22 protein-coding genes are annotated in these 26951 nt (G+C 70.4%); 15 read left to right on the top strand and 7 right to left on the bottom strand.

The features are described from left to right. Positions 1–14 precede the first annotated feature (14 nt). Complete coding sequence (locus tag EDD54_RS03130) at positions 15–2168, bottom strand: lytic transglycosylase domain-containing protein (RefSeq protein ID WP_126536662.1); 2154 nt, start codon at positions 2166–2168, stop codon at positions 15–17. Between the two features lie 282 nt (positions 2169–2450). Between EDD54_RS03130 and dapA the strand changes: the two genes are divergently transcribed. Next, positions 2451–3326, top strand: coding sequence for a 4-hydroxy-tetrahydrodipicolinate synthase (gene dapA, locus EDD54_RS03125; protein WP_126536663.1), 876 nt, complete (start codon positions 2451–2453; stop codon positions 3324–3326). A 56-nt stretch (positions 3327–3382) separates the two neighbouring features. Then, positions 3383–3862: an SsrA-binding protein SmpB gene (smpB, locus tag EDD54_RS03120; protein ID WP_126536665.1), complete on the top strand. Its 480-nt coding sequence runs from the start codon at positions 3383–3385 to the stop codon at positions 3860–3862. A gap of 34 nt (positions 3863–3896) precedes the next feature. Here the strand turns inward: smpB and EDD54_RS03115 are convergent, their stop codons facing one another. Together EDD54_RS03115 and EDD54_RS03110 are read right to left on the bottom strand one after the other, a co-directional pair. Beyond that, the gene (locus tag EDD54_RS03115) at positions 3897–4457 is read right to left on the bottom strand and encodes an SCO family protein (RefSeq protein ID WP_126536667.1); all 561 of its coding nucleotides are present in this window, start codon (positions 4455–4457) and stop codon (positions 3897–3899) included. Between the two features lie 13 nt (positions 4458–4470). Continuing rightward, positions 4471–6375, bottom strand: coding sequence for an RICIN domain-containing protein (locus EDD54_RS03110; protein ID WP_165644322.1), 1905 nt, complete (start codon positions 6373–6375; stop codon positions 4471–4473). A 744-nt stretch (positions 6376–7119) separates the two neighbouring features. Between EDD54_RS03110 and proS the strand changes: the two genes are divergently transcribed. The 3 genes from proS to EDD54_RS03095 all read left to right on the top strand — a co-directional run bounded on the left by proS (position 7120) and on the right by EDD54_RS03095 (position 10503). Continuing rightward, complete coding sequence (gene proS / locus EDD54_RS03105) at positions 7120–8442, top strand: proline--tRNA ligase (protein ID WP_126536671.1); 1323 nt, start codon at positions 7120–7122, stop codon at positions 8440–8442. Between the two features lie 65 nt (positions 8443–8507). Beyond that, positions 8508–9794 carry a lipoprotein-releasing ABC transporter permease subunit gene (locus tag EDD54_RS03100; protein WP_245515623.1) on the top strand — a complete coding sequence of 429 codons (1287 nt, stop codon included), beginning with the start codon at positions 8508–8510 and terminating at the stop codon, positions 9792–9794. Position 9795: 1 nt separating this feature from the next. Continuing rightward, complete coding sequence (locus EDD54_RS03095) at positions 9796–10503, top strand: ABC transporter ATP-binding protein (RefSeq protein WP_126536673.1); 708 nt, start codon at positions 9796–9798, stop codon at positions 10501–10503. Between the two features lie 51 nt (positions 10504–10554). Here EDD54_RS03095 and EDD54_RS03090 read toward each other — a convergent pair whose 3' ends face one another. Continuing rightward, positions 10555–10908, bottom strand: a complete 354-nt coding sequence (locus EDD54_RS03090; protein WP_126536675.1) for a hypothetical protein — start codon at positions 10906–10908, stop codon at positions 10555–10557. A gap of 217 nt (positions 10909–11125) precedes the next feature. Here EDD54_RS03090 and EDD54_RS03085 point away from each other — a divergent pair, with 217 nt between their 5' ends. From EDD54_RS03085 to hflX, 3 genes are all read left to right on the top strand, one after another. Further along, positions 11126–11989: a D-amino-acid transaminase gene (locus EDD54_RS03085; RefSeq protein ID WP_126536676.1), complete on the top strand. Its 864-nt coding sequence runs from the start codon at positions 11126–11128 to the stop codon at positions 11987–11989. A 178-nt stretch (positions 11990–12167) separates the two neighbouring features. Continuing rightward, positions 12168–12410, top strand: a complete 243-nt coding sequence (gene hfq / locus EDD54_RS03080) for an RNA chaperone Hfq (RefSeq protein ID WP_126536678.1) — start codon at positions 12168–12170, stop codon at positions 12408–12410. Positions 12411–12577: 167 nt separating this feature from the next. Further along, on the top strand, positions 12578–13906 hold the full coding sequence (hflX, locus tag EDD54_RS03075) for a GTPase HflX (RefSeq protein ID WP_165644324.1): 1329 nt from the start codon (positions 12578–12580) through the stop codon (positions 13904–13906). Positions 13907–14331: 425 nt separating this feature from the next. Here hflX and EDD54_RS03070 read toward each other — a convergent pair whose 3' ends face one another. Continuing rightward, positions 14332–16806: a GcvT family protein gene (locus tag EDD54_RS03070; RefSeq protein ID WP_165644321.1), complete on the bottom strand. Its 2475-nt coding sequence runs from the start codon at positions 16804–16806 to the stop codon at positions 14332–14334. A gap of 182 nt (positions 16807–16988) precedes the next feature. On the opposite strand from EDD54_RS03070, the gene EDD54_RS03065 reads away from it, so the two are divergent. The 4 genes from EDD54_RS03065 to glgC all read left to right on the top strand — a co-directional run bounded on the left by EDD54_RS03065 (position 16989) and on the right by glgC (position 20457). Further along, a complete protein-coding gene (locus tag EDD54_RS03065; protein WP_126536684.1) occupies positions 16989–17375 on the top strand; it encodes an ester cyclase in 387 nt (128 codons plus the stop codon). An 83-nt stretch (positions 17376–17458) separates the two neighbouring features. Next, entirely contained in the window at positions 17459–18085 is a 627-nt protein-coding gene (locus tag EDD54_RS03060) for a LysE family translocator (RefSeq protein ID WP_281008990.1), read from the top strand. Positions 18086–18227: 142 nt separating this feature from the next. After that, the gene (locus EDD54_RS03055) at positions 18228–18965 is read left to right on the top strand and encodes a L,D-transpeptidase (protein WP_126536689.1); all 738 of its coding nucleotides are present in this window, start codon (positions 18228–18230) and stop codon (positions 18963–18965) included. 229 nt (positions 18966–19194) lie between these two features. Beyond that, positions 19195–20457 carry a glucose-1-phosphate adenylyltransferase gene (glgC, locus tag EDD54_RS03050; RefSeq protein ID WP_126536690.1) on the top strand — a complete coding sequence of 421 codons (1263 nt, stop codon included), beginning with the start codon at positions 19195–19197 and terminating at the stop codon, positions 20455–20457. A gap of 57 nt (positions 20458–20514) precedes the next feature. Here glgC and EDD54_RS03045 read toward each other — a convergent pair whose 3' ends face one another. Continuing rightward, entirely contained in the window at positions 20515–20916 is a 402-nt protein-coding gene (locus EDD54_RS03045) for a DUF1398 domain-containing protein (RefSeq protein WP_126536692.1), read from the bottom strand. A 28-nt stretch (positions 20917–20944) separates the two neighbouring features. Beyond that, entirely contained in the window at positions 20945–21349 is a 405-nt protein-coding gene (locus tag EDD54_RS03040) for a MarR family winged helix-turn-helix transcriptional regulator (RefSeq protein WP_126541724.1), read from the bottom strand. Between the two features lie 256 nt (positions 21350–21605). Between EDD54_RS03040 and glgA the strand changes: the two genes are divergently transcribed. The 3 genes from glgA to EDD54_RS03025 are packed head-to-tail and all read left to right on the top strand — an operon-like array spanning position 21606 to position 26896. After that, a complete protein-coding gene (gene glgA / locus EDD54_RS03035; RefSeq protein WP_126536694.1) occupies positions 21606–23057 on the top strand; it encodes a glycogen synthase GlgA in 1452 nt (483 codons plus the stop codon). Beyond that, a complete protein-coding gene (glgX, locus tag EDD54_RS03030) occupies positions 23029–25224 on the top strand; it encodes a glycogen debranching protein GlgX (protein WP_126536696.1) in 2196 nt (731 codons plus the stop codon). Before glgA ends, glgX begins: the two co-directional genes overlap by 29 nt. 40 nt (positions 25225–25264) lie before the next feature. Continuing rightward, entirely contained in the window at positions 25265–26896 is a 1632-nt protein-coding gene (locus EDD54_RS03025; protein WP_126536698.1) for an alpha-D-glucose phosphate-specific phosphoglucomutase, read from the top strand. Positions 26897–26951: the final 55 nt, after the last annotated feature.

Here is a 26951-nt window from a genome sequence, read left to right as displayed (position 1 = left end):
ACTGCTCCCGCGGCTCAACTGCTCCCACGGCGAAGGTCCGCCGCGATCCCCAGCGTACCCGCCGCGAGCCGCTCGCGGTAGACTTGCAAATTCTCAGTGACGCGCTGCACGTAGTTGCGGGTCTCGCCGTATGGGATCAGCTCGATCCAGTCGATCGGGTCGACCTTTGGATTGCGCGGATCGCCGAAGCGCTGGATCCACTCGCGCGCCTTGCCGGGGCCTGCGTTGTAGGCGGCGAAGGTGAGGATGTAGGAGCCGTCGAAGGTGTCGACGAGGTCCTTGAGATGGGCGGCGCCGAGCTTGGCATTGAGGCCGGGATCGTCCGTCAGCTTGTCGGCCGAGAAGGCGACGCCGATCTTGCGCGCCGTCGCGGCGGCGGTCGCCGGCATCAGCTGCAACAGGCCGCGGGCACCGGCATGGCTGACGGCGCGCGGGTCGAAAGCGCTCTCCTGGCGGGCGATGGCGTACACCATGGCGGTCTCGACCGCCGTCCCCTTGCGCGCCGGCTCGGGGATCGAATCCACCGGGAAGGCGAGGCGCTCGACGCCGAGGCCGCGGTCGGCGGCGATCTTGCCGATCTGGAGGGCGAGGCGGTGGTCGCCGCGGCGCTGCACGAAGTCGGCGAGCAGCCGCACCTGTCCGCCCGAGGGCAGCCGGCGGGCGAGTTCGGGGTAGATCACCGCGGCGTCGCGCTCGCGGCCGGCGGCGATCAGGATGGCGAGGGCGCGGCAGAGGTCGTTCTCGGCGAAGGCCTTGCGGTCGGCCTCGGTCGGCTCCGGCAGCGGCGGCAGCTCGAGGGCGTCGCGGCCGAGCTTGACCCGGGCGAGCTGGCCGTAGAAGGCGATCTCGTCGGCGGCGGCGACCGTATAGTGCTGGCGGGCGTCCTCCATCCGGCCGGCGGCCTCCTCGGCGCGGCCGAGCCAATAGGCGGCGCGGGCGCGGCTGATCGGCTTCGAGGAGACGTTCTGCAACGCCTCGAAATGCGGGATCGCCCGCGCCGGGTCGTTCAGGAAGCGCAGGGCGTACCAGCCGGCGTGGAAATGGGCCTCTTGGAGCGTCTCCGACGAGCCGCCGCTGTGGGCGGCGACCACCTGGTAGGCGAGCTTGGCCTCGCCGCGCTCGATCAGGTCGCGCGAGACGATGCGGCGCTCCACCCACCACTCGTCGGCCTCGGCGAGGGTGGCGGCGGGGTCGACGGCGAGCAGGGCCGCCGCCGCGTCGCGCGGGCGGTTCTGGCGGCGGTTCCACTCGGCGACCGAGAACAGGTGGATCGGCTCCTTCTGCAGCGCCGCCGGCACGGCCGCCAGCTTGGCGGCGGCGTCCCTGGCGCCGCGCACCACGGCGGCGCGGGCCGCGACCAGGGTCTGGGCGTCCGGGCCGACGAACTTGGCGAGCGCCCCGGCTTGAGTGACGCGGTCGCGCGCCATCAGCATCTCGAAGCGGGTCTTGTGGTCGGCCGGCGTCAGGAGGTCGCCGTAGCTCTTCAGGATCGCCGCGTCCTCCTGCGGCGACAGGCTCTCGCTCGCCCACCACTTGGCGAGCAGGACACGGGCGTCCTCGGTCCGGCCGAGGGCCCGGTAGGCGCGCACCAGCGAGAACATGCCCGTGTCGCTCACCGGCGGCGCGGCGTCGTAGGCGGCCGCGAGGTCGGCGGGGGCGAGGTCGGCGGAGCGGGCGAGCGCCTGTTCGGCGCGCGAGCGCATCAACGTCGCGCTCGGCCAGTGCGGATGGGCACGGGCGAATTCGGTGATGGCGCGCGGGCTCGGGCCGTCGAGGCCGCGGCGGATCGCGACCCAGGTGACGATGTCGCGCTCGAGGTCCGGCAGGCTCGACGCCACCTGCATCGCCGCCGCGTAGTCCTTGCCGTCGAGCGCGTCGAGGGCGGCGCGCAGGCCGTCGGAGACGTCGAGCGCGGCGTGGGGCAGGGCGCCGGTGAGGTCGCCGGCCGACAGCGCGGCGACGTCGACCGCGGTGGTGGTGCGGACGGGCGCCGCGGGCACGGCCGCGACCCGGGTCGATCCGGTTGTGGCGGGTCCGTCGGGCGACGGGACGCCGAGGGTCGGGCCGCCGGGGCGCGCGAACGGGTTCGGAACCGCGATCACGGCTCCGACCAGGGCTCCGGCGAAAACGAGGCTCGTCGCAGCGGCGAGCCGGTGCGCCCACGGCATGGGCATCGACCTCCGACCTCTCGCCCGGGCTTTCAGGACCCCACCATCCGGCCCGAGCGGGCGTTGATGATATCTTAAATCTTGGCGGAGTTTGGTTGACGAAAGGTTGAGGGTCCGTGCCGGGCCGCGTCAGGGTGAACGGTTTCGTTCAACGGTTCGCCTTCCCGCCCCCGGGGGCGGCGCGGCGAACTCGGCTGTTGTGGCGCGAAGGCGCGCACACTATTGTCCGCCGACCACGGGGCCGGCGTGGCACGTCTCACCGGCAGGGTTTCAAGGGAAGACATGTTCAAGGGGTCGATCACCGCGCTCGTCACCCCCTTCCGGGACGGCGAAGTCGACTGGGGTGCCTTCGAGGCCTTCGTCGACTGGCAGATCCTGGAGGGCAGCCACGGCCTCGTGCCGGTGGGCACCACGGGCGAAAGCCCGACGCTGAGCCACGACGAGCACAAAAAGGTGGTCGAGACCGCGATCAAAGTCGCCGCGGGCCGGGTGCCCGTGATCGCCGGCGCGGGCTCCAACAACACCACCGAGGCGATCGACCTCGCCCGCCACGCCGAGAAGGCCGGCGCGGACGCGCTGCTCGTGGTGACGCCCTACTACAACAAGCCGAGCCAGGAAGGCCTCTATCGCCACTACAAGGCGATCAACGACGCCGTCGGCATCCCGATCGTGATCTACAACATCCCGCCGCGGTCGGTCATCGACATGACCCCGGAGACGATGGCGCGGCTCTACGAGCTGAAGAACATCTGCGGCGTCAAGGACGCCACCGCCAAGCTCGACCGCGTCAGCGCGCAGCGTCAGGCCTGCGGGCCCGACTTCTGCCAGCTCTCCGGCGAGGACGGCACCGCGCTCGCCTTCATGGCGCAGGGCGGCCACGGCTGCATCTCGGTGACGGCCAACGTCGCGCCGCGGCTCTGCGCCGAGTTCCAGGAGGCCTGCATGGCCGGCGACTACAAGGCCGCCCTCGCCATCCAGGACCGCCTGTTCCCGCTGCACACCGCGCTGTTCCTCGAGCCGAATCCGCAGGGCGCCAAATACGCGCTCTCGCTGCTCGGCAAGATGGGGAACGAGCTGCGCCTGCCGCTCGTTCCGGTCTCCGGGCCGACCGAGGCGGCGCTGCGCAAGGCGCTGGAGCACGCCGGCCTGCTCAACTGAGCCGGCCCGGACACGGCGGACCGCGACGCGGTCCGCCGACCTGAACGAGTACGAAGATGTCCGCCAAGAAAGTCGTCGAGCCGCCCAAGAAGATCGTCGCGGACAACCGGGGTGCCCGCTACCACTACGAGGTGGGCGAGAAGATCGAGGCGGGCATCGCCCTCACCGGCACCGAAGTGAAGAGCCTGCGCCAGGGCCGCACCAACCTCGGCGACGCCTATGCCGGCGCCAAGGGCGACGAGATCTGGCTCTTCAACGCCCACATCCCCGAATATCTCCAGGCCAACCGGTTCAACCACGAGACCCGCCGGCCGCGCAAACTGCTCTTGCACCGCCGCCAGATCAGCCGGCTGATCGCCGCGATCCAGCGCCAGGGCATGACCATCGTGCCGCTCAGGCTCTATTTCAACGAGAAGGGCCGGGCCAAGTGCGAGATCGCGCTCGCCCAGGGCAAGAAGACCCACGACAAGCGCCAGTCGATCAAGGAACGCGATTGGAACCGCGAGAAGGCCCGCCTGATGAAGTCGCGAGACTGAGGGCGCCCACGTTTCGCGGGACAGGGCGGGGCGTTCACTCCACCCCGATCAGCCTGCCGATCTTCGCCGCCATCACCTCGGACCCGTCCATGTAGGCGACCCGGTCGGCGACGATGCCGTCACGGTCGACCAGGAAGATCGTGGCGGTGTGCTCGAAGGTGTAGCTGCCGTCCGACAACGGCACCTTGCGCGCGACGACGCCGTAGTCGTCGGCGAGCGCGGCGAGATCCGCCGTCGGGCCGGTGAGCGCGACGATGCGCGGATCGAAGGCCGACAGGAAGGCGCGCTCCACATCCGGGGTGTCGCGGTCCGGATCCACCGTCACGAAATGGACGTGGAAGTCCTTCGCCGCCGGTCCAAGCGCGGCGAGGGCGAGCCCGAGTTCGGCGAAGGTGGTCGGGCAGACGTCCGGGCAGTGGGTGAAGCCGAAGAACATCGCGTAGGGCCGGCCGTCGAGCCCGGCCGACGACACCGTGCCGCCGGCGGCGGTGCCGAGATCGAAGATCGGCGCCACCTGCGGGCCGTCCTGTGCAAGCGCCGCGCCGGAAAGAGCGACGAACGCGAAGACGAGGGCGGTTCGGATCGCACGGCGCATCGGCTGGCCCTCCTCAGCGGATCCGGACGACCTTGCCGACGCTCGGCACGCCCTTGGCGTCGAGCGCGAACAGGAGCCAGTTGCCGCCGACCATCAGGCCGGGATCGGCCGGAACGGTCAGCGTGTAGCTGGTGCCGCTCTTCGCGGCGATCGTCAGCGGCACGCGGCGCTGGTCGTTGTTGATCGTGTGGGTCGACGCGCCCATCCGCACGAGGGCGAATTTCGCGACGGCCCGGTCGGTGGTCACCTTCAGCGTGGCGCCGCGCACGGCGGCGGTCTGCGACTTGGTCACGACCGGCCGGACCGCGGGGCCGCCGTCGGCGGCGAAGAGATAGGGCGGCGTCAGGATCTGCGCGTCCGGATGGTTGACGCAGGTGCCGCAGACGCCGCCGCCGCCGACGAAGATCCGCCCGTCGGTGAGCAGCACGGCACTCGAATGATAGTGCCGCGGCACGTACATCGCCTCGAGCCGGGTGAACGTCTTCGTCGCCGGCGACCACAGCTCCGGCACCATGATCGCGTTCGCGTCGGAGCTGGTCGAGGCGGAGAAGCGGCCGCCGATCACCACCACCTCGCCCGAGGGCAGCACGACGGCGTTGGAGAAGGCGCGCGGGAACAGCATCGGCTTCTGGCGCGTCACCCGCACCGGCTTGGTCGGTCCGCCGGAGAAGTCGATGGTGTAGGCGGCGGTGGTGCCGTCGCCGCTCTCGTAGCCGGGCGCGCCGCCGGCCTTCAGCAGGCGGTAGGCGTCGTACATCACGACGCTGCCGTTGATCGAATAGGGATCGGCGCCACGCTTGCCGGCCGATTTCACCGCGCCGTCGCCGGTGGTGTCGATCCAGTGCATCGCCGCGGCCGGGCCGGCGTGGAACACGTCCTTCGTTCCCCAGCCGAACAGCCACATGTGGTTGTCGGCGCGGAAGATGCCGCCAGGATCGTTGCCGGCAAAGTCGTCGCCGTCGACCTTGGGGAGCAGGCGCCAGCCGGACGTGGCGTTCCAGACCTCGCCCATGCGGTGGCCGAGGTCGCCCGACCACGATCCGCCGAGCGTGAAGACGTCGCCGCTGCCGAGCACCGTGTCGGCCTGATAGCCGCGCGGCACGTTCATCGCGGCGCCCTTGCTCCAGGCGTTGGTCTTCGGATCGTAGAGCGAGGTGGCGAAGCTGCTCGAGCCGCCGTTGACCAGCACGCGGCCGTCCGCGAGCGTCGCGATGCCCGGGCAGAACATCTCGTGGTTCGTGTTGGAGACGACGCGCTCGCCGGCCTTGCCGGTGACCGGGTCGAATACGGCCGTGTAGGTCCGGCCGATCTCGCCGTAGCCGAACTTGAAGCGATTGCGCGCCGACCACAGCAGCACCTTGCCGTTCGGCAGCACCGTGGAGGCGACCGCCGGCATCGGCGTCGGCAGGATGCCGGACCACGACGAGGTGCCCTTGCGCGGCGCGGTCACGAAGGTCTGCGTCGCCGAGGCCTCGCAGGGCATCTGCACCAACGGATCGCCGTCCTGCCGCCCGGTCGCGCCGACCGCCAGACAGAGGCCGGAGGCGGCGTTCTTCAGCGAGACGTCGTCGCCGCCGCGTCCGATCGGCGCCCAGACCTGGTCCTTGGTGCCGGCGCAGGTTTCGACGGTGACGGCGGCGCCGGTCGTCTTCGGGCCGCCCTTCACGGCGAGGCAGAGCTTGCCGTTGCGGTCGACGATCGTGTAGCCGCCGCCGGCGGCGCGGGCGTCGAACACCTGTCCGGCGGTTCCCCAGCAGGTCCATTGCGTCACCGGCGTGCCCGGCGTCGTGCCGCCGGCGACGACGGCGGCGCACTGGCCGGCGGACCGGCCGATCAGCAGCATCTCCGTGATGTCGCCGGTCGCCGCCGACGCGGGCAGGGCGGTCGCGGCGGCGACGAGCGGGAGCACCGGGAGCACGAAGCGGGACATCGGACGACGCTGCCGTGCGGACGGAGGCTCCGCACGCCTCTATTGACGGGCGGCGGGATTACGGCACGCGAGTGTTGAATCGCCGGTGAAGAGCCTCGGCGCATCCCGCACCAGGGTAAACGCACGGTGCGGCGGGCCGGTCGGGGACGATTCGCGAGCGGTCGGAAGGCCCACCCGACGCCGGCTTCGCACCGGAGCAATCTCGACGAAGGATCGGCCAACGGGACCGGGCTTGGTCGGCGGCGCCGATGAACCGATCGCCACGAGCGCGGGTACATCGATTTAAAAAGAAAAAGCAGGGCTTTCGCCCTGCTTTCTTCAGTTCGGCGTGTCACCCCTTGTACTTCTCCGAACGAGTTTCCTCCCTCTCGTTCGTAGAGGCGGCTGCGATTTCCGCGCCAGCCGGGGCTATCCTCCCAAGACTCAGACCGCGCTCGATCGGAAACGTTCTGAATTGCGAACCCGCGGCCCCCATTTACTGGGGCTTTACATGGTCCGCTGCGTCTCCGTGTTTATTATGGCCGGTACCATACACCGCGTTATTGGGGTTGTCATCTCCCTGTGCAGCCTCGGCATAATTTTTTTGCGCCGATCGATGCCGCTTCGGCATGTCGATCCGGCGGCGCCGGAAGCGGCGCGAAAACGGCCCCCGGGGCCGCCGGACTTGAGTTTTCCCGGCCGATGCGCTTTCAGTGACGCCGATCGAGAGTTCGCGTCGCCGAAAGGGATTCCATGCGCCTCAGCCGCTATTTCCTGCCGATCCTGAAGGAGGCGCCGAAGGAGGCGGAGATCGTCTCGCACCGGCTGATGCTGCGCGCGGGCATGATGAAGCAGCAGTCGGCGGGCATCTACGCGTGGCTGCCGCTCGGCTTCAAGGTGCTGCAGAAGGTCGAGCAGATCGTGCGCGAGGAGCAGGACCGCTCGGGCGCGATCGAGCTGATGATGCCCACGATTCAATCGGCCGACCTCTGGCGCGAGAGCGGACGCTACGACGCCTACGGTAAGGAGATGCTCCGCATCACCGACCGTCACGAGCGCGAGATGCTCTACGGGCCGACCAACGAGGAGATGATCACCGACATCTTCCGGTCGAACGTACGCAGCTACCGCGACCTGCCGCTGAACCTCTACCACATCCAGTGGAAGTTCCGCGACGAGATCCGCCCGCGATTCGGCGTGATGCGCGGCCGCGAGTTCCTGATGAAGGACGCCTATTCCTTCGACGTCGACCGTGCCGGCGCCGAGCGCGCGTACCGCAAGATGTTCGTGGCCTACCTGCGCACCTTCGAGCGGCTCGGCCTCAAGGCGATCCCGATGCGCGCCGACACCGGCCCGATCGGCGGCGACCTCAGCCACGAGTTCATCATCCTCGCCTCCACCGGCGAGAGCGCGGTGTTCTGCGACCGCGAGCTCCTCGAGACGCCGGTGCCGGGCGCCGACGTCGACTTCGACGGCGACCTCGCCCCGATCGTCGAGAGCTTCACCAGCCGCTACGCCGCCACCGAGGAGATGCACGACGAGGCCGCCTTCGCGGCGCTGCCGGAGGACCGGCGCGTCTCGGCCCGCGGCATCGAGGTCGGCCACATCTTCTACTTCGGCACCAAGTACTCCGAGCCGATGGGCGCCAAGGTCACCGGGCCGGACGGCCAGGAGAAGCCGGTGCACATGGGCTCCTACGGCGTCGGCGTGTCGCGCCTGCTCGGCGCGCTGATCGAGGCCAGCCACGACGACGCCGGAATCGTCTGGCCGGATTCGGTCGCCCCGTTCGGCGCCGGCATCGTCAGCCTGCGCCCGGGCGACGGCGCGGTCGACGCGGCCTGCCAGTCGGCCTACGAGCAGCTCGCCGCCGCCGGCGTCGATCCGCTCTACGACGACACCGACGCCCGTCCGGGCGCCAAGTTCGCCACCGTCGACCTGATCGGCCTGCCCTGGCAGCTGATCGTCGGGCCGAAGGGCCTCGCGGAGGGCACCGTGGAACTGAAGCGCCGGGCGACCGGCGAGAAGCAGGCGGTCTCGCTCGAATCGGCGATCGCCCGCATCACCGCCAAGGCCTGACCGCGGGCCGCTCGGCCCGCCGGCGTGGCGGGCCGGTCCCGCGGGGACGGTTGGAGAGATCATCGATGAGCGCAGCGAAAGCGGGGCGGGCCTTCGCCCCCTTCGAGTGGATGCTGGCGGCCCGTTACCTGAAGTCGCAGCGAAAGGCGGGCTTCATCTCCGTCATCGCCGGCTTCTCCTTCGCCGGCATCATGCTGGGCGTCGCCACGCTCATCATCGTGATGGCGGTGATGAACGGCTTCCGCGGCCAGCTGCTCGAGAAGATCCTCGGCATCAACGGCCACATCGTCGTGCAGCCGATCGACGGCCCGCTCACCGACTACGACGCCATCGCGCAGCGGATCGCCGGCGTACCCGGCGTCACCTTGGCGATGCCCTTCGTGGAGGGCCAGGTGCTGGCGTCGGGCCCGTCCGGGTCCTACGGCACGCTGGTGCGCGGCGTCTCCGGTGCCGACCTCGGCAAGATGAAGCTGATCGCCGGCACGGTGAAGCTCGGCAGCTTCGACGGCTTCGACGACGCCCACGGCGTCGCGATCGGCCGCCGGCTCGCCGACAACCTCGGCGTCACCGTCGGCGACAAGGTCACGCTGGTGAGCCCGAAGGGCAACGTCACCGCGCTCGGCACCACGCCGCGGGTCAAGGCCTATCCGGTCACGGCGATCTTCGAGATCGGCATGTCGGAATACGACCAGACCTTCGTGTTCATGCCGATGGCCGACGCCCAGGCGTTCTTCTCCACGGCGATGCAGCCGTCGACCTCGCCGCAGGTCACCGCGATCGACGTCTTCGTGTCCGATCCCGATCAGGTCGGCACGCTGAAGGACCTCGTCACCATCGCCGCCGAGCGGCCGACGCTGGTCACCGACTGGCGCCAGCGCAACGTCACCTTCTTCTCGGCCCTCGAGGTCGAGCGGAACGTGATGTTCATGATCCTGACGCTGATCGTCTTCGTCGCCGCCCTCAACATCATCTCCGGCATGACCATGCTGGTGAAGGACAAGGGCCACGACATCGCGATCCTGCGCACCATGGGCGCGACGCGGTCGGCGATCCTGCGGATCTTCCTGATCACCGGCTCGGCGATCGGCGTCGCCGGCACGATCGCCGGCTTCGTGCTCGGGCTGATCGTCTGCCTCAACGTCGAGGAAATCAGGCGCTTCGTGTCGTGGCTCACCACTACCGAGCTGTTTTCGCCGGAGCTCTACTATCTCTCCCGCCTGCCCGCCGACATCGAGGCCGGCGAGACGATCACCGTGCTGGTGATGGCGCTGGCGTTGTCCTTCCTCGCCACGGTCTATCCCGCCTGGCGGGCGGCCCGTCTCGATCCCGTGGACGCACTGAGGTACGAGTGAGATGACCGCCGGCATCATCACGGGCGTCGAGGAACCGGTCCTCAAGCTGGTCGGGATCGAGAAGTCCTATCGCGAGGGCGACGGCGTGCTGCCGATCCTGCGGCAGGCCGACTTCTCGCTGTTCCCCGGCGAGGTCTGCGGGCTGGTGGCGCCGTCCGGCGCCGGCAAGTCGACGCTGCTGCACATCGCCGGCCTGCTCGAGCGCCCCGACACCGGCGAGGTGATCATCGGCGGGCGTTCTTGCGGCAGCCTCGACGACGGCGCCCGCACGGCGATCCGCCGCACCGAGGTCGGCTTCGTCTACCAGTTCCACCACCTGTTGCCGGAGTTCACCGCGATCGAGAACGTCGTGGTGCCGCAGATGATCGCCGGGCTCGACCGCAAGGAGGCGACCCGGCGCGGCATGGAACTCCTGTCCTACATGAAGCTCGAGCAGCGCGCCTCGCACCTGCCGGCCGAACTCTCCGGCGGCGAGCGCCAGCGCGTCGCCATCGCCCGCTCGGTCGCCAACGCACCGCGGGTGCTGTTCGCCGACGAACCCACCGGCAACCTCGACCCCAAGACCTCGCACTACGTCTTCGACGCGCTGCAGGCCCTGGTGCGCGCCACCGGCCTCTCGGCCGTCATCGCCACCCACAACCACGAACTCGCCGCCCGCATGGACCGGCGCATCACGCTGGAAGAGGGGCGGATCGTCGAGTTGGAATGAGAGAGAAGGCCGCGGCGCCCTCGGCGTCGCGGCCGGTGCGACCGCCCGCGCTTACTGGCGGTAGGCGGCGAAGGGCCCGATGATGCCGCCGCCGAGGCCGAGCATCAGGTTGGGCTTCAGCGGCGACGTCGTGGCGATCACCTCGGTGCGGCCGGTGATCGAGCCGCCGAGCACGGTGCCCGAGAGCTTGCAGGCCGACGACAGCGCCAGCTTGCCGGCGGCCGAGAAGCCGCTGCAGGTGCCGCTGGTGACGCCGGCGGTGGTGACGGTGATGGTGCAGAGCGTGCCGCTGGCGGCGGCGATCGACCACTTGCCGGCGAGGGCGGCGGTGTTGCAGGCGGCCTCGGCCGAACCGGCGGCGGCGAGCGACGCGAGCAGGACGGCGGCGGTGAGGATCTTCGACATGTCTCTTCTCCCCGTTTGGGAGCGCCTCCGACCGTGCGCCCCGGGAAACAAATTAACCGATCGGTAAACATGCGAAAGCTGGCAAATCGGACGTCCGGGACGTCACGAAGCCGTCGCCAATGTCGAGGGTGGACGCGTCGTCCGCGGCGCCCCGGCCGTGCTAGAGATGCGTCGACGACGACGCGGCCGGACCCGACCGGCGGAAGAGGGTGGTGAGATGTCCCGCATTGCCTATGTCAACGGTCGCTACGTGCCGCACCGCGACGCCGCGGTGCACGTGGAGGACCGCGGCTACCAGTTCGCCGACGGCGTCTACGAGGCCTGCGAGATCCGCGCCGGCGCCATCGTCGACCTGCGGCGCCATCTCGATCGGCTCGACCGCTCGCTCGCCGAACTGCGCATCGCCGCGCCGATGGGGCGCGGTGCGCTCGTCACGGTGATCCGCGAGACCGCGCGCCGCAACCGCGTCCGCGACGGCATCGTCTACCTCCAGGTCACCCGCGGCGTCGCCCCGCGCGACCACGCCTTTCCGCCGGCGTCGGTCCGGCCGGCGCTGGTCGTGACCTGCAAGCCGATGGACCGCGCCGCCGCCGAGCGCCGCGCCGAGACCGGCGTCGCCGTCGTCACCGTGCTGGACAACCGCTGGGACCGGGTCGACATCAAGACCGTCGGCCTCCTGCCGAACGCGCTCGCCAAGCAGGCCGCCCGCGAGGCCGGCGCCTACGAGGCGCTGTTCGTCGACGCCGACGGCAACGTCACCGAGGGCGCCTCCACCAACGCCTGGATCGTCGACCGCGACGGCCGCCTCGTCACCCGCCCGGCCGACCACGGCATCCTCCGTGGCATCACCCGCACCGTGGTGATCGAGACGGCTCGCGCGGCCGGCGTCGAGGTGGTCGAACGCAAGTTCACGGTGGCGGAGGCGAAGGCCGCGCGCGAGGTCTTCGTCACCGCCGCCTCGACCATCGTGATGCCGGTGGTGCGCATCGACGGCGCGGCCGTCGCCAACGGCGCGCCGGGCTCGGTCGCGACGCTGCTGCGCGCCCGCTTCCATGAATTCGCCGAGCGGACCCCGATCTGATCGCGACGCCGGCAACGGACCCGGCCGCGGCGAAAAATCGCCGCTCCTCGTCGGCGATCCGCGCCGGGGAGGGGTGACAACCGCGCCGTTTCGGGGTGGAATGCCCGGATGCCGGTTTGTCCGGCCGTTCGGATGAACGCCTCGAAACCAAGAACGAAGTCGAAAAGGCCGATCAAAGATGGCGGACCGAGCTCAGAATCTGCAGGACACTTTTCTCAATCACGTTCGCAAGAACAAGACGTCGCTCACGATCTTCCTGGTCAACGGGGTCAAGCTTCAGGGTGTGGTGACGTGGTTCGACAATTTCTGTGTCCTGCTGCGCCGTGACGGACATTCGCAGTTGGTCTACAAGCACGCGATCTCGACGATCATGCCGGCGCAGCCGGTCCAGTTGTTCGAGCAGGGCGACGACGCCGGCTGAGCCGGCGTGGTGATTCGGTCGGCGAACCGGGATCGGCCGACCGGATCGAGCGTTTGGATGACGGGGGCGGGTGTGCGCTTCCCACGAGAGGACGACATTTGGAACATCGCGACCCCGAAGACGTCGCCGACCGGCCGCCGCGGACGAAGGAGGCCGGCGTTTCACGCCTGAAGACCCGAACCCGCGCGCTGGTGGTGGTGCCGGAGCTGGATGAGCGCGGCCCGCGCGATCCCGACAAGGACAAGTCGCGGGCGCCGTCGCGCAGCCTCGACGCCCGCCTCGAGGAGGCGGTCGGCCTCGCGCTCGCCATCGACCTCGACGTGCGCGCCACCGTGGCGATGCGCGTCGCCACCCCGCGCCCGGCCACGCTGATGGGCACCGGCAAGGTCGAGGAGATCAAGCTCGCCGTCGCCACCGAGGAGGTCGAGCTGGTGGTGGTCGACCACGCGCTGACCCCGATCCAGCAGCGCAATCTCGAAAAGGCCTGGGCGGCCAAGGTGATCGACCGTACCGGCCTGATCCTCGAGATCTTCGGCGAGCGCGCCCGTACCCGCGAGGGTCGTCTCCAGGTCGACCTCGCCCACCTCAACTACCAGAAGTCCCGCCTGGTGCGGTCGTGGACCCACCTCGAGCGCCAGCGCGGCGGCTTCGGCTTCCTCGGCGGCCCGGGCGAGACCCAGATCGAGGCCGATCGCCGGCAGCTGCAGGAAAAGATCGCGCGGCTCGAGGAGGAACTCGAGCAGGTGCGCCGCACCCGCGACCTGCACCGCCGGCAGCGCCAGAAGACGCCGCATCCGGTCGTGGCGCTCGTCGGCTACACCAACGCCGGCAAGTCGACGCTGTTCAATCGGCTGACGTCGTCGGACGTCTTCGCCAAGGATCTGCTGTTCGCCACCCTCGATCCCACGCTCCGCAAGATCCGGCTGCCGCACGGCACCGACGCGATCCTGTCCGACACCGTCGGCTTCATCTCGAACCTGCCGACCCATCTCGTCGCCGCCTTCCGGGCGACGCTCGAGGAAGTGATCGAGGCGACGATCATCCTCCACGTCCGCGACGTCTCGCACCCGGACACCGAGGCCCAGGCCGAGGACGTCGCCTCGGTGCTGCGCCAGCTCGAGGTCGACCCGGCCGATCCGGCCCGGGTGATCGAGGTCTGGAACAAGCTCGACAAGGTCGACGAGGTGCGCCGCGACCAGCTCCTCGAGCAGGCGGCGTCGCCGGCGGCCACCGGCCAGTTGCGCTTCGCCATCTCGGCCGTGACCGGGGAGGGCCTCGACGCCCTCGTCGCAGAGGTCGAACGCCGCCTCGTCGGCGACCGTCCGACCTACGCGCTGGTCGTCGATCCCTCCGACGGCGCGGGTTTGGCCTGGCTCTACGAGCACGGCGAGGTCCTCGACCGCGACGACACCCCCGCCGACGGCCTCCACCTTGCCGTCCGCATGCCCGACAAGTTCGTCGACGCCATGCGCGCGCGCTACAAGGTGGCGGGGTAGGGCGAGGCGCCGTTCTACCCTCCCCCTCGTGGGGAGGGTCGGCGCGAAGCGCCGGGGTGGGGTGGCGCGACGCTGGCGGGAGAATGCTGCCGGGGGCGGGGGCGGGTTCTTCGCAGGGAGGCTCGAGGCCGAGCCTCTACGCTACCCCACCCCGCCGGCCTTGCGGCCGTCGACCCTCCCCACGAGGGGGAGGGTAGGCGCTGCACCGTCGCGAGTCGTTCTCTACCCTCCCCCTTGCGGGGATGGTCGGCGCGAAGCGCCGGGGTGGGGTTGGCTTCCACGGGCTCGACGTCGGCGAGCGCCGCGCGCGAGGCGCCGAAGATTTGCCGTCTCACTGACGGAGACGACCCCACCCCGCCGGCCTTCGGCCGTCGACCCTCCCCGCAAGGGGGAGGGTAGAAGTCCGAGTCCCCCCCCTCCCGACCTCACCCCTTCAGGCGGCTGCCGCTCGGGTCGTAGAGCGGATCGGCGACCACCGTCGCGGCGTGGCGGGTGCCGAGATACTCGATCTCGAAGGCCTCGCCGGGGCGGGCGAGGTCGGCCGGCAGGTAGGCGTAGGCGATGGTCTTGCCGACGGTGTAGCCGGTGTTGGCCGACGTGACGTAGGCGACCGCCTTGCCATCGCGCAGGACCGGCTCCTTGCCGAGCACGACCACGTCCGGATCGTCGAGGGTGAGGCAGGAAAGCCGCGTCGGCACGCCGGCCGCCTTCTGGGCGGCGAGAGCGGCCCGGCCCACGAAATCGCCCTTCTTGAACGACACCGACCAGCCGAGACCGGCCTCGAGCGGCGTGCGGTCGCCGTGGAGGTCGGCGCCGGCGAGGCGGTAGCCCTTCTCGATGCGCAGGCTGTCGAGGGCGCCGATACCGCAGACGACGAGGTCGTGGCCCTCGCCGGCGGCGACCAGCGCGTCCCACAGCGCCCGGCCCTGCGGGGCGGCGACGTAGAATTCGAAACCGTATTCGCCAGCGTAGGAGATCCGGAGCGCCCGGGCGCGGATCGGCCCGAAGTCGATCTCGCGGGAGCGGTAGTAGGGGAAGCCGGCGTCGGAGATGTCGTCGTCGGTGAGGCCGGCGAGGATGTCGCGCACCTTCGGGCCCCACAGGCCGATGCCGCAGAGCTCGTGGGTGAGGTTCCGGATCGAGACGTCCGCCCCGGCGAAGGCCGGGCCGGCGGCGACGCGCTCGATGTGGGCGATGTCGCTGGGGCCGGAGCCGGTGCCGGTCAGGATCAGGAAGGCGTCATCGGCGGTGCGGGTCACCACCATGTCCGAGATCACGCCGCCGCGGGTGTTGAGCATGCAGGTGTAGACCACTTGGCCGACCGGCTTGTCGACGTCGTTGGCGAGCACGTGGTTGAGCAGGCGCGCCGCGTCGGCGCCGGAGACCTCGAGCTTGGTGAAGGTCGAGACGTCGTAGAGGCCGGCGGCCTTGCGGGTGGCGATCGCCTCGGCGCCCTGGATCGGCGACCATTCGTAGGCAGCCCAACCGGTTCGCGAGGGAAGTTCGAGCGACTTGGCAAGTCCGGCGTTCGCCTCGAACCAGGCCGGGCGCTCCCAGCCGGCGACCTCCCAGAAGTGGGCGCCGTTCGCGACGTGGCGGTCGTGCATCGGCGTTGTGCGCAGGCCGCGCACCGCGGTCGGCTGCGCCAGCGGATGGATGACGTCGTAGACCTCGCGATACTGCTGGGAGCCGCGCTCCAGCACGTATTTCGGCGTGGTCTGGAACTTGGCGAAGCGGTTGACGTCGGCCTCGCGGATGTCGATGCCGGGGTCGCCCTCGACCATCCAGTGCGCCATCGAACGGCCGATGCCGGCCGAGTGGGTGATCCAGACACCCTCGCAGACCCAGAAGCCGGGCAGGTCGGCGTGCTCGCCCATCAGCGGCATGCCGTCAGGCGGGAAGGAGAAGATGCCGTTGAAGGCGTCGGCCTGCGGCACGTTGGCGAGGATCGGGAACAGGTTCAGCGAGGCCTCGTGGCACTCGACGAAGTGCTCCGGCGTGAACTCGAGGCACGACGGCATCCGCGGCGCCTTGTCGAACGGCAGCAGGTCCTCCGCGTTCACCGGCAGCGGCACGTGGCGGTAGTTGCCGATACCGAACTGGCCGAAGTGCTGGCGGAAGTAGAGCGAATGGTCCTGGGCACGGATCAGCGGCATCGCGCTCTCGATCGTGCCGCCCTGCGACAGCTCCTCGAGGATCGGCAACGGCGCGGTCTTGACGTACTGGTGCGCCATCGGCTGCAGCGCGATCGGCACGCCGGCGAGGCGGCCGATCTTCGGACCCCAGATGCCGGCGCAGCACAGCACCATCTCGGCCTCGATGCGGCCGTGGTCGGTCACCACCGCCGAAACCCGGCCGTTGGCGCGCTCGAAGCCGGTGACGGTGACGCGGCCGTGGAACTCGATGCCGGCGGCTTCCGCCGCCCGGCCCATCGCCTCGGCGGCGAGCGCCGGTCGGCCGATGCAGTCGTCGGGCACGTAGAGACCGCCGAGGATCTTCTTCGGGTCGACGATCGGGATGAACTTCTGCACCTCGGACGGCGACAGGATCTCGCCCGGGATACCCCAGCTCTGCTGCAGCCCGCGCCGGCGCTTGGCCTCCTGCAAGCGCTCCGGCGTCTCGGCGAGTTCGATGCCGCCGAGGAAGGCCGCGCCGCTGACGCCGTCCACCTCGAGGCTGGCGAAAAGGCCGATGGTGTAGCGCGCCCAGGCCGACATCACCCGCGACGAGTTGGTCTGGAACATGCCGCCGGGGGCGTGGCTGGTCGAGCCGCCGGTGCGGTAGAGCGGACCCTGGTCGATCACCACCACGTCGGTCACGCCGAGTTCGGCGAGGTGATAGGCGGTGGCCGTGCCGGCGATGCCGGCCCCGATGATGACGATGCGCGCCCGTTCCCGCATGGAAGCCTCCAAAGGCCGTTCGATCAGATCCGGACGGCAGGCTGAACCGCGCCGCTTCATCCGGCAAGCTACGGATGCGACAGCCGACGGAAGCGATGCGACAGCGGTGGCGGGAATGTTCAAGGCGTGGCAAACAGAGAGAGCGCCGGCAGGCGGGGGTCCGGCCGAGGAGGAACATCGCCATGACCGCCGCCGACCTCGCCGCCTTCTACCGCCGCTATCTCGACTGCCTGAACCGCCGCGACTGGGACGGGCTCGGCGATTTCGTCGCCGACGGGGCCCGTCACAACGGCCGGCCATTCGGGCTAGCCGGCTATCGCGCCATGCTGGAGCGCGACGTCGCGGATATCCCCGACCTCGCGTTCCGGATCGAGCTCCTCGTCGTCGAGCCGCCGCGCATCGCCGCGCGGCTCGTGTTCGACTGCACGCCCGTCGGCACGTTCCTCGGCCTGCCCGTGGACGGGCGGCGGGTGCGCTTCCACGAGAACGTGTTCTACGAGGTCGACGAGGGGCGGATCGTCGACGTGCGCTCGGTGATCGACCGGGCGGCGATCGAAGGGCAGCTCTGAGCGGCGGGCGCGACGGGTTTCCCGCCCGCGAACGCGCCGGCTCTGCCATGCTCGCCGGATCCGAATCGCCCCGGGAGGGCGCCGTGCCGCCGAACCATCAGCTCTTCGCCTTCGTCGTCGCCACGGCGGCCTTCACCCTCGTGCCCGGGCCGTCGATGCTCTATGCCGCCGCGCGCACCGTGGCGGCGGGGCGCCGGGCCGGGCTGATGGCCTCGCTCGGGCTCCACTGCGGCGGCTATGTCCACATCGTCGCCGCAGCGGCGGGACTGGCGCTGCTGCTGAAGGCGGTGCCGACGCTCTACGTCGTCGTCAAGCTCGCCGGAGCCGCCTATTTGGTCTGGATCGGCGTGGGGATGCTGTTGAACCGCGGCGGCTCCGGTGCGCCGGTGGTCGCGGTGACGAGCGCGCGGCGCGCCTTCGTGCAGAGCATCGTCGTGGAGGTGCTCAATCCGAAGACCGCGATCTTCTACGTCGCCTTCGTGCCGCAGTTCACCGATCCCACCGCGGCGGCGCCGGTGTGGATGCAGTTCGTCGTGCTCGGCGCCATCGTCAACGTCCTGTTCGGCCTCGGCGATCTCGTCGCGGTGATGCTGGCGGGACTGGTGTCGCGACGGCTCGCCGGATCGTCGCGCGTGGCGGCGTGGACGAACCGCGTCGCCGGCGCGGTCCTGGTCGGCCTCGGGCTGCGGCTCGCCGTCCAGCGCGTGTGAGGGCGGGCCGAGAAGCGTCACCATCCTGCAACAGCGTCCTCGGAAGCGGTACAATAACGGCCATGTGACCGTGGAAATACGAACTCCGGCCGAATTGGCGGCGTTGAACGGTTGGATCGCCAACCGACGACAAGGCTGAAGAATGAACGAGGACCGTATCCCGGCCACCGAGGGCTCCGCCCGGGTCACCCGCCGTTTCCTGATCGCCGCGCTGCCGCTCTCGCTCGGGGCCTGCGTCTCCGCGGGCCCGGCCGGCATGCCGATCGCCTCCGCGCTCTACGACCCGCGCCGCGACCCGAGCTACGTCGCCATGTACGGCCCCGTCCCCGACGAGCGCTTCCCGCTGCCGGCGGTCGATCTCACCAAGATCAAGGCGCCGTACCTGCGCCAGCTGGTCGACTACGACACCACCGAGGTGGCCGGCACGCTGATCGTCGATCCCGGCGAGAAGTTCCTCTACCTCGTCAACGGCGACGGCACCGCGATGCGCTACGGCGTCGGCGTCGGACGCGAGGGCTTCGGCTGGTCGGGCCGGGCGACGATCCAGCGCAAGGCGGAATGGCCGTCCTGGCACCCGCCGGTCGAGATGCAGGCACGCGACCCGAAGGCGCGCGAGTGGGCCGGCGGCATGCCCGGCGGGCTCGAGAATCCGCTCGGCGCCCGCGCGCTCTACCTCTACCAGGGTGGCCGCGACACGCTCTACCGCATCCACGGCACCAGCCAGCCGTGGACGATCGGCACCAACGTGTCGTCGGGCTGCATCCGCATGATCAACCAGGACGTCGTCGACCTCTATCGCCGGGTGCCGGCGGGAACCGAGGTGGTGGTGATGTCGGCCTCCGAGCCGGGCCCGCTGGCGAGCCTCGGCGGCATCGTCTGACCCGGCCGACTCCGACCGCCCGGAGAACGATTTCCGAAGATATTTCCGGGGCTACGGCCCCGGGTCACCGTGGAAAAATCTGGCGGCGAGGGAGCCCGGAGGGCAGACAAACGTTTCCTCCCCGATATAGTGGGCCGACCGGGCGTCGAGGAGGCGCGACGGCGGCCACAACGAATCCCGAGCCCGCGGGACTTGGCCGACGGACCGGGAGGAGGGGAGGAGCTACGACATGCGCGACGATTCGAGGACCAATCGCCGCCTCGCCCGCACGGCGATGGCCTTCGTCCTGGCCGGCGGGCGCGGCAGCCGGCTGAAGGAACTGACCGATCGGCGCGCCAAGCCGGCGGTCTACTTCGGCGGCAAGAGCCGCATCATCGACTTCGCCCTCTCCAACGCCTTGAATTCCGGCATTCGCCGCATCTCGGTGGCGACCCAGTACAAGGCGCATTCGCTGATCCGCCACCTGCAGAACGGTTGGAACTTCTTCCGGCCGGAGCGCAACGAGAGCTTCGACATCCTGCCGGCCTCGCAGCGCGTCGCCGAGGACAAGTGGTATCTCGGCACCGCCGACGCGGTGACGCAGAACATCGACATCGTCGAGAGCTACGCGCCGGACTACCTGATCATCCTGGCCGGCGACCACATCTACAAGCAGGACTACGAGCTGATGCTCGAGCAGCACGTCTCGTCCGGCGCGGACGTGACGGTCGGCTGCATCGAGGTGCCGCGCATGCAGGCGACCGGCTTCGGCGTCATGCACGTCGACGAGAACAGCCGGATCATCGACTTCGTCGAGAAGCCCGCCGATCCCCCTGCGATGCCGGGCCGGCCCGACATCGCGCTCGCCTCGATGGGCATCTACATCTTCGCCACCAAGTTCCTGTTCGACCTGCTGCGCAAGGATCAGGAGGATCCGAACTCGAGCCACGACTTCGGCAAGGACATCATTCCGCACGTCGTGAAGAACGGCAAGGCGGTCGCCCACAAGTTCTCGGACAGCTGCGTGCGCGCCAGCACCGAGGAAGAGCCCTACTGGCGCGACGTCGGCACCATCGACGCCTTCTGGGAAGCCAACATCGACCTCACCGACTTCGTCCCCAAGCTCGACCTCTACGACCGCGACTGGCCGATCTGGACCTATGCCGAGATCGTGCCGCCGGCGAAGTTCGTCCACGACGAGGACGGCCGGCGCGGCGCGGCGACGTCGTCGCTGGTGTCGGGCGCCTGCATCATCTCCGGCTCGCGGGTCGACAAGTCGCTGCTCTTCACCGGCGTGCACGTGCATTCCTATTCGGACGTCGAGCACTGCGTGATCATGCCCTACGCGGAGGTCCACCGCGGTGCGCACCTGAAGCGCTGCGTGATCGACCGCGGCGTCGTGATCCCTGCCGGGCTCGTCGTCGGCGAGGACCCCGAACTCGACGCCCGCCGCTTCCGGCGCAGCGAGGGCGGCGTCTGCCTGATCACGCAGGAGATGATCGACCGGCTCTGACCGGCTGGCGGCTCCGGAAACTTGGCGGCGGGCCGGCCGCCCGTCGCGGACCGGCCGTCAGCGCGGAAAATGCTCGACGTGGGTCTCCGCGGTCCGCCCGACGTAGAGAGCGCGGCGGCCCGTGAAGGACACGACGTAGCCGGCGCAGCCGGCCGCCACCACCTTGCGACAGAAGCCGGCGTAGGTGTAGCCGGGCGCGTTCTGTTGCGCCTCGCGAATGGCGGCCCGGACGCGCGCCGTGTCGAACATGGCGGCGACGGGTTCCTCGACCCTGAGCGAGGGCAGGGCGATGCTGTCGCCGTCCGGCAGGTAATAGGTGGCGGTGGCGCGGCGGAAGTCGACGGCATAGCTCTCGAACCCCGCCGCGGCCAGCGTCGCCACGATCTCGGGAAAGGCCATGGTGCCGTGTTCCGCCGCCTCGAGGCAGGTGCGCGCGGTGGTTTGCCGTCTCTCGTCCATGACAGGGTCCTCGTCGGTTGGGGCGGATTCAGTCGGTGGGAACGGCGGTCATGCGGCCGCGATCGGCCAGGGTGCGCAGCAGCCGCTCCAACGCCGCGCGCTCGTCGGCACCGAGGCAGCCGAAGAGTTCCGTGTCGTTGCGGTCGGCGAGCGCCGCGAGATGCGGCACGAGATCCGAGCCACGAGCCGTCAGCGCCAAGGTCTGTCTGCGGCCGTCCTCGGCGCTCGCGACGCGCACCACAAGCCCCTTCGCGATCAGGCGGTCCGCCAGACGGGTGACCGCGCCGCGCGTCAGCCCCATCTCGTCGGCGATCCGGCTGGGGGCGGTCGGTTCGCGGCCGTAGAGCGTCCGCATCAGGCACCATTCGGCCACGGTGACCCCATGCTCGGCCACCTTGGTCGCGAAGGCCTGCGAAACGTGGTTGGACACCATGCGCAGCCAGAAACCGACGTGGTCCGTGAGGGCGGAGACGGAAGGTGGGGACGACACGACGACCTCTCTGTTGACTAGGAAACTAGTCGAAGATGATTTCCTAGTCAACCATATCGAACGACTGCTTGTGGAACCGAACGCGGCGTCGCGTTTTCCCGTCGCGCAGGGGGCAGGGCACTCGCCTTCGTTCTCCGATCGAATTATCAATGCGGCAGGCCCTCCGTCGCGGTTGGCCGGGGCGGACGAGGGACTGGTCGTGCGGATATTGTTCGTCGCATCCGAGTGCTACCCGCTGATCAAGACCGGCGGCCTCGCCGACGTGGTCGGCGCGCTGCCGCTGGCGCTCGCCCGGCTCGGCTGCGACGTCCGCGTGCTGATGCCGGCCTACGCCGGCATCCTCGGCAAGCTCGCCGACGTCCGCGAGGTCTCGACCTATCCGGACCTCTTCGGCGGCCCGGGCCGCCTCGTCGAGGGGCGCACGGCCGACGGGCTCGTGGTGCTGGCGCTCGAGGCCGCTCATCTCTACGACCGGCCGGGCAACCCCTACCTCGGCCCCGACGGCCGAGACTGGCCCGACAACCTCCGCCGCTTCGCGGCCCTGTCGGCGATCGGTGCGGCGGTCGGACGCTTCGGCGTCGACGGCTTCAAGCCCGACGTCGTCCACGCCCACGACTGGCAGGCCGGGCTCGTGCCGGCCTATCTCGAGGCCGGCGGGCCGGACGGCCGGCCGGCCACCGTGTTCACGATCCACAACGTGGCGTTCCAGGGCCTGTTCGGCGCCCACGACTTCGCGGCCCTCGGCTTGCCGCCGCGCTTCTTCACGCCGGCCGGGCTCGAGTTCTACGGCCAGTGCTCGTACCTGAAGGCCGGGCTGGTGTTCTCGAACCGCATCACCACCGTCAGCCCGACCTATGCGCAGGAGCTGCGCACGCCCGAGTTCGGCATGGGGATGCAGGGCGTGCTCGGCGAGCGCGCCGGCGTGTTCTCGGGCATCCTCAACGGCATCGACACCGAGCTCTGGGACCCCGACACCGACCCGCTGCTGCCGGCCACCTATTCGCAGCGTCGCCCCGCCGGCAAGGCGCGCTGCAAGAGCGAACTGCAGGCCCGCATGGGCCTCGACCAGGACGGCGAGGCGCTGGTCTTTGCGGTGGTGAGCCGTCTCACCGGCCAGAAGGGCCTCGATCTCCTGCTGCCGCACCTCTCCGGCATCGTCCAGCGCGGCGGTCAGATCGCCCTGCTCGGATCCGGCGAACCGGGGCTCGAGCGCGCCTTCAACGAGGCCGCCCACACCCATGCCGGCCGGGTCGCCGTCAGGATCGGCTACGACGAGGCGCTGTCGCACCTGATCCAGGCCGGCGCCGACGCCATCCTGGTGCCGTCGCGCTTCGAGCCCTGCGGCCTCACCCAGCTCTACGGCCTGCGCTACGGCACGCTGCCGGTGGTGGCGCGCACCGGCGGGCTCGCCGACACCGTGATCGACGCCAACGACGCCGCCGTCCGGGCCGGCGTCGCCACCGGTCTCCAGTTCGCGCCGGTCACCGCCCAGGGCCTCGGCTTCGTGCTCGACCGCGCCTTCGCGCTCTGGGCCGACCGCAAGTCCTGGCGCAAGGTGCAGGCACGGGCGATGGCGCACCCGGTCGGCTGGGAATCCTCCGCAGCGGAATACGTGAAGCTCTATGAAGACTGCATCGGGACCGGCCGCTGATCCGGAGAGCGGCCGCCCGCTCGAGATCCGCTCCGGCCGGCCCTGGCCGCTCGGCGCCGCCTTCGACGGCGAAGGCACCAACTTCGCGGTCTTCTCGGCAAACGCCACCGCGATCGAGGTCTGCCTGTTCGCGCCGCTGACCGGCCGCGAATACGCCCGGCTGACCCTGCCGGAATACACCGACCAGGTCTTCCACGGCTACGTGCCGGGCGTCGTGCCCGGCACCGCCTACGGCTTTCGCGCCCACGGGCCCTACGAGCCCGAAGCCGGCCACCGCTTCAATCCGAACAAGCTGCTGATCGACCCCTACGCCGCCGTCCTCTCGGGCCGTGCCCGCGCCTCGGACGTGATGTGCGGCTTCCAGCCCTACACCCACGACGACGGCAGTTTCGACACCCGCGACAGCGCGCCGGTGGTGCCGAAGGCGCTGGTGGTCGACGACGGCCTGCTCGCGCCCTTCGCCCACGCCGCGCCGAAGCGGCCGTGGAGCGACAGCGTGGTCTACGAGGCGCACCTGCGCGGCCTCACCATGCGCCATCCGGGCGTGCCCGAGACCCTGCGCGGCACCTACGAGGCGCTGGCCGAGCCGGCGATGCTCGACCATCTCGTCCGCCTCGGCGTCACCGCGGTGGAACTGCTGCCGATCCAGGCCTTCATCGACGACAGCTTCCTGACCCGCAAGGGCCTGACCAATTACTGGGGCTACTCGCCGATCGCCTACGGCGCGCCCGAGCCGCGCTACGACCGGCCGGCCCGCGGCATCGGCACGTTGGAGCGCGTCCGCGCCATGGTCGACGCCCTGCACGGCGCCGGCATCGAGGTGATCCTCGACGTCGTCTACAACCACACCGGCGAAGTCGACCAGTTCGGCCCGACGCTGTCCTTCCGCGGCCTCGACAACGCCACCTACTACCGGCTCAACCCCGAGCGGCCGCGCTGGTACATCAACGACACCGGCACCGGCAACACGCTGAACGTCGGCCATCCCGCGGTGCTGCGGCTCGTGCTCGACACGCTGAGGCGCTGGGTCCTGGTGCTCGGCGTCGACGGATTCCGCTTCGACCTCGCGGCGACGCTCGGGCGCGAGCCGGCCGGCTTCGATCCCGACGGCCGCTTCCTCGCGGCGATCCGCCAGGATCCGGTGCTGTCGTCGGTCAAGCTGATCGCCGAGCCGTGGGACATCGGCCCGGGCGGCTACCAGGTCGGCCGCTTCCCGCCAGGCTTCACCGAGTGGAACGACCGCTTCCGCGACACCGTCCGCCGGTTCTGGCGCGGCGACGACGGCGTCTCGGCCGACCTCGCCACCCGTCTGCTCGGCTCGGCCGACCTCTACGACCGCGCGGGGCGGCGGCCCTACACCTCCGTCAACTTCGTCACCGCCCACGACGGCTTCACCCTCGCCGACCTCGTCTCCTACGCCGACAAGCACAACGCGGCCAACCTCGAGGACAACCGCGACGGCCATTCCGACAACCACTCGGCCAACCACGGCCGCGAGGGGCCGACCGACGATCCCGGCATCCGCGAGATCCGCGCCCGACAGATGCGCAACCTCGTCGCCACCGTGCTGCTCGCCCAGGGCACCCCGATGCTGCTCGCCGGCGACGAGGTCGCGAACGGGCAGGGCGGCAACAACAACGCCTATTGCCAGGACAACCCGACCGGCTGGGTCGACTGGGAGGGCGGCGGCGATCCCGACCTCTCCGCCTTCGTCGCCCACGTCGCCGCGGTGCGGCGCAACCACCCCGTGGTGCGCCAGTCGCGCTTCCTGCACGCCAACCGGCGCACCGGCGACGGCCTGCTCGACGTCGAGTGGATCGCGCCGACCGGGGCGGCGGCGACGCCGGAGAACTGGAACTCCCCCTGCTTCCGCTGTTTCGGCGTGGTGCTGCGCGGCTCGACGCTGCCCCATCTCGAGGACGACGGCCGGGCCGTGCTGATCCTCCTCAACGCCGACGCCGACCCGGTCTCCTTCGTGCTGCCCTGGGGCCGCCCCGGCCACGGCTGGCAGCCGATGCTGGCGACGACAAGGCCGGACGGCGTGCCCGACGACGTCGTCCCGCGCCCCGCCGGCCGGCCGACGGCGCTGCCCGGTCGTTCCCTGCTTGCATTCGCGGAGGCGCCCGTCGACAACAGGCCGAACCGTGGCGCCGGACGGCGCGCCTGAAGCGCGGCGCCCCCGGGGGGACGAGGCTGGAGAACCGTCGATGACCGTGAGAATCATCCCGACGACACCGATCGAGGGCCAGAAGCCCGGCACGTCGGGCCTGCGCAAGAAGACCCGCGTCTTCATGCAGCCGGGCTATCTCGAGAACTACGTCCAGGCGATCTTCGACGGCGTCGGTGGCGTCGGGGGCAGGACGCTGGTGGTCGGCGGCGACGGCCGCTTCTTCAACGACCGCGCCATCCAGGTCATCATCAAGATGGCGGTGGCGAGCGGCGTCGCGCGCCTGATCGTCGGCAAGGGCGGTCTGTTCTCGACGCCGGCCGCGTCCAACGTCATCCGCCGCACCGGCGCCTTCGGCGGCATCATCCTGTCGGCCAGCCACAATCCGGGCGGCGAGGACGGCGACTTCGGCATCAAGTTCAACGGCGCCAACGGCGGACCGGCCCCCGAGGGCGTCACCGCCGAGATCTTCGCCCGCACCAAGTCGATCACCGAATACCGCATCTCCGACGTCGCCGACATCGGCCTCGACCAGATCGGCACCACCGTCGTCGGCGACACCGTGATCGACGTCGTCGACCCCGTGACCGACTACGCCGTCCTGATGGAGGGCCTGTTCGATTTCGACCGCATCGCCGCGCTGTTCGCCTCGGGCTTCACGATGCGCTTCGACGCCATGCACGCGGCGACCGGACCCTATGCCAGGGAGATCCTCGAGAACCGCCTCGGCGCCGCGCCCGGAACCGTGGTCAACGCCGTGCCGCTGCCCGACTTCGGCGGCGGCCACCCGGACCCGAACCCGATCTACGCCAAGGAGCTCTACGACCTGATGGCCGGCCCGGACGCGCCGGACTTCGGCGCCGCGTCGGACGGCGACGGCGACCGCAACGTCGTGATTGGCCGCGGCGCGGTGGTGACGCCGTCGGACAGCCTCGCCATGCTCGCCGCCAACGCCCACCTCGCCAAGGGCTATGCCCGCGGCCTCGCCGGCGTGGCGCGCTCGATGCCGACGAGCCGCGCGGTCGACCGCGTCGCCGCCAAGCTCGGCATCGACTGCTACGAGACCCCGACCGGTTGGAAGTTCTTCGGCAACCTGCTCGACGCCGGCCGCTGCACGCTCTGCGGCGAGGAGAGCGCCGGCACCGGCTCCGACCACGTCCGCGAGAAGGACGGCCTGTGGGCCGTGCTGCTCTGGCTGAACATCCTCGCCGTGCGCGGCGAGAGCCTGAAGGCGATCCAGGACGCCCACTGGGCCGAGTTCGGCCGTACCTTCTACACCCGCCACGACTACGAGGCCGTCGACACCTCCGCGGCCGAGAGCCTGATGGGCCGCCTGCGGGAACTCCTGCCGACGCTGCCCGGCACCACCGTCGCCGGTCTCGAGATCACCGCCGCGGACGACTTCGCCTACGACGATCCGGTCGACGGCTCGGTCACCAAGGGGCAGGGCGTCCGCGTCATGTTCGCCGGCGGCGAGCGCGTAGTGTTCCGCCTGTCCGGCACCGGCACCGAGGGCGCGACGCTGCGCGTCTACCTGGAATCCTTCGAGCCCGACGTCGCCCGCCACGGCCTCGACGCCCAGGAGGCGCTCGCCCCGGTCATCGCCGCCGCCGACCAGCTCGCCGGCATAACCGCCCGCACGGGACGCACCGCGCCGGACGTGATAACCTGAGGTCGCGAGGGGCGGGCCCGACCGAGGCCCGCCCCGTCGGCGGTCGAGGGTGGGG

It is taken from the genome of Oharaeibacter diazotrophicus (genome assembly GCF_004362745.1).
Classification (GTDB): domain Bacteria; phylum Pseudomonadota; class Alphaproteobacteria; order Rhizobiales; family Pleomorphomonadaceae; genus Oharaeibacter; species Oharaeibacter diazotrophicus.
Note: the sequence above shows the minus strand (reverse complement) of the source record. Positions and strands in the feature narration are given on the sequence as shown.

Bases quoted from the DNA above. Each gene is read 5' to 3' on its own strand.
- EDD54_RS03055 (WP_126536689.1), top strand. From the start codon at position 18,228: ATGAACGAGGACCGTATCCCGGCCACCGAGGGCTCCGCCCGGGTCACC.
- proS (WP_126536671.1), top strand. From the start codon at position 7,120: ATGCGCCTCAGCCGCTATTTCCTGCCGATCCTGAAGGAGGCGCCGAAG.
- glgX (WP_126536696.1), top strand. From the start codon at position 23,029: ATGAAGACTGCATCGGGACCGGCCGCTGATCCGGAGAGCGGCCGCCCG.
- smpB (WP_126536665.1), top strand. From the start codon at position 3,383: ATGTCCGCCAAGAAAGTCGTCGAGCCGCCCAAGAAGATCGTCGCGGAC.
- EDD54_RS03065 (WP_126536684.1), top strand. From the start codon at position 16,989: ATGACCGCCGCCGACCTCGCCGCCTTCTACCGCCGCTATCTCGACTGC.
- EDD54_RS03025 (WP_126536698.1), top strand. From the start codon at position 25,265: ATGACCGTGAGAATCATCCCGACGACACCGATCGAGGGCCAGAAGCCC.
- EDD54_RS03130 (WP_126536662.1), bottom strand. From the start codon at position 2,168: ATGCCGTGGGCGCACCGGCTCGCCGCTGCGACGAGCCTCGTTTTCGCC.
- dapA (WP_126536663.1), top strand. From the start codon at position 2,451: ATGTTCAAGGGGTCGATCACCGCGCTCGTCACCCCCTTCCGGGACGGC.
- EDD54_RS03100 (WP_245515623.1), top strand. From the start codon at position 8,508: ATGAGCGCAGCGAAAGCGGGGCGGGCCTTCGCCCCCTTCGAGTGGATG.
- EDD54_RS03095 (WP_126536673.1), top strand. From the start codon at position 9,796: ATGACCGCCGGCATCATCACGGGCGTCGAGGAACCGGTCCTCAAGCTG.
- hfq (WP_126536678.1), top strand. From the start codon at position 12,168: ATGGCGGACCGAGCTCAGAATCTGCAGGACACTTTTCTCAATCACGTT.
- glgC (WP_126536690.1), top strand. From the start codon at position 19,195: ATGCGCGACGATTCGAGGACCAATCGCCGCCTCGCCCGCACGGCGATG.
- EDD54_RS03090 (WP_126536675.1), bottom strand. From the start codon at position 10,908: ATGTCGAAGATCCTCACCGCCGCCGTCCTGCTCGCGTCGCTCGCCGCC.
- EDD54_RS03070 (WP_165644321.1), bottom strand. From the start codon at position 16,806: ATGCGGGAACGGGCGCGCATCGTCATCATCGGGGCCGGCATCGCCGGC.
- EDD54_RS03115 (WP_126536667.1), bottom strand. From the start codon at position 4,457: ATGCGCCGTGCGATCCGAACCGCCCTCGTCTTCGCGTTCGTCGCTCTT.
- EDD54_RS03040 (WP_126541724.1), bottom strand. From the start codon at position 21,349: ATGGTGTCCAACCACGTTTCGCAGGCCTTCGCGACCAAGGTGGCCGAG.
- EDD54_RS03085 (WP_126536676.1), top strand. From the start codon at position 11,126: ATGTCCCGCATTGCCTATGTCAACGGTCGCTACGTGCCGCACCGCGAC.
- EDD54_RS03045 (WP_126536692.1), bottom strand. From the start codon at position 20,916: ATGGACGAGAGACGGCAAACCACCGCGCGCACCTGCCTCGAGGCGGCG.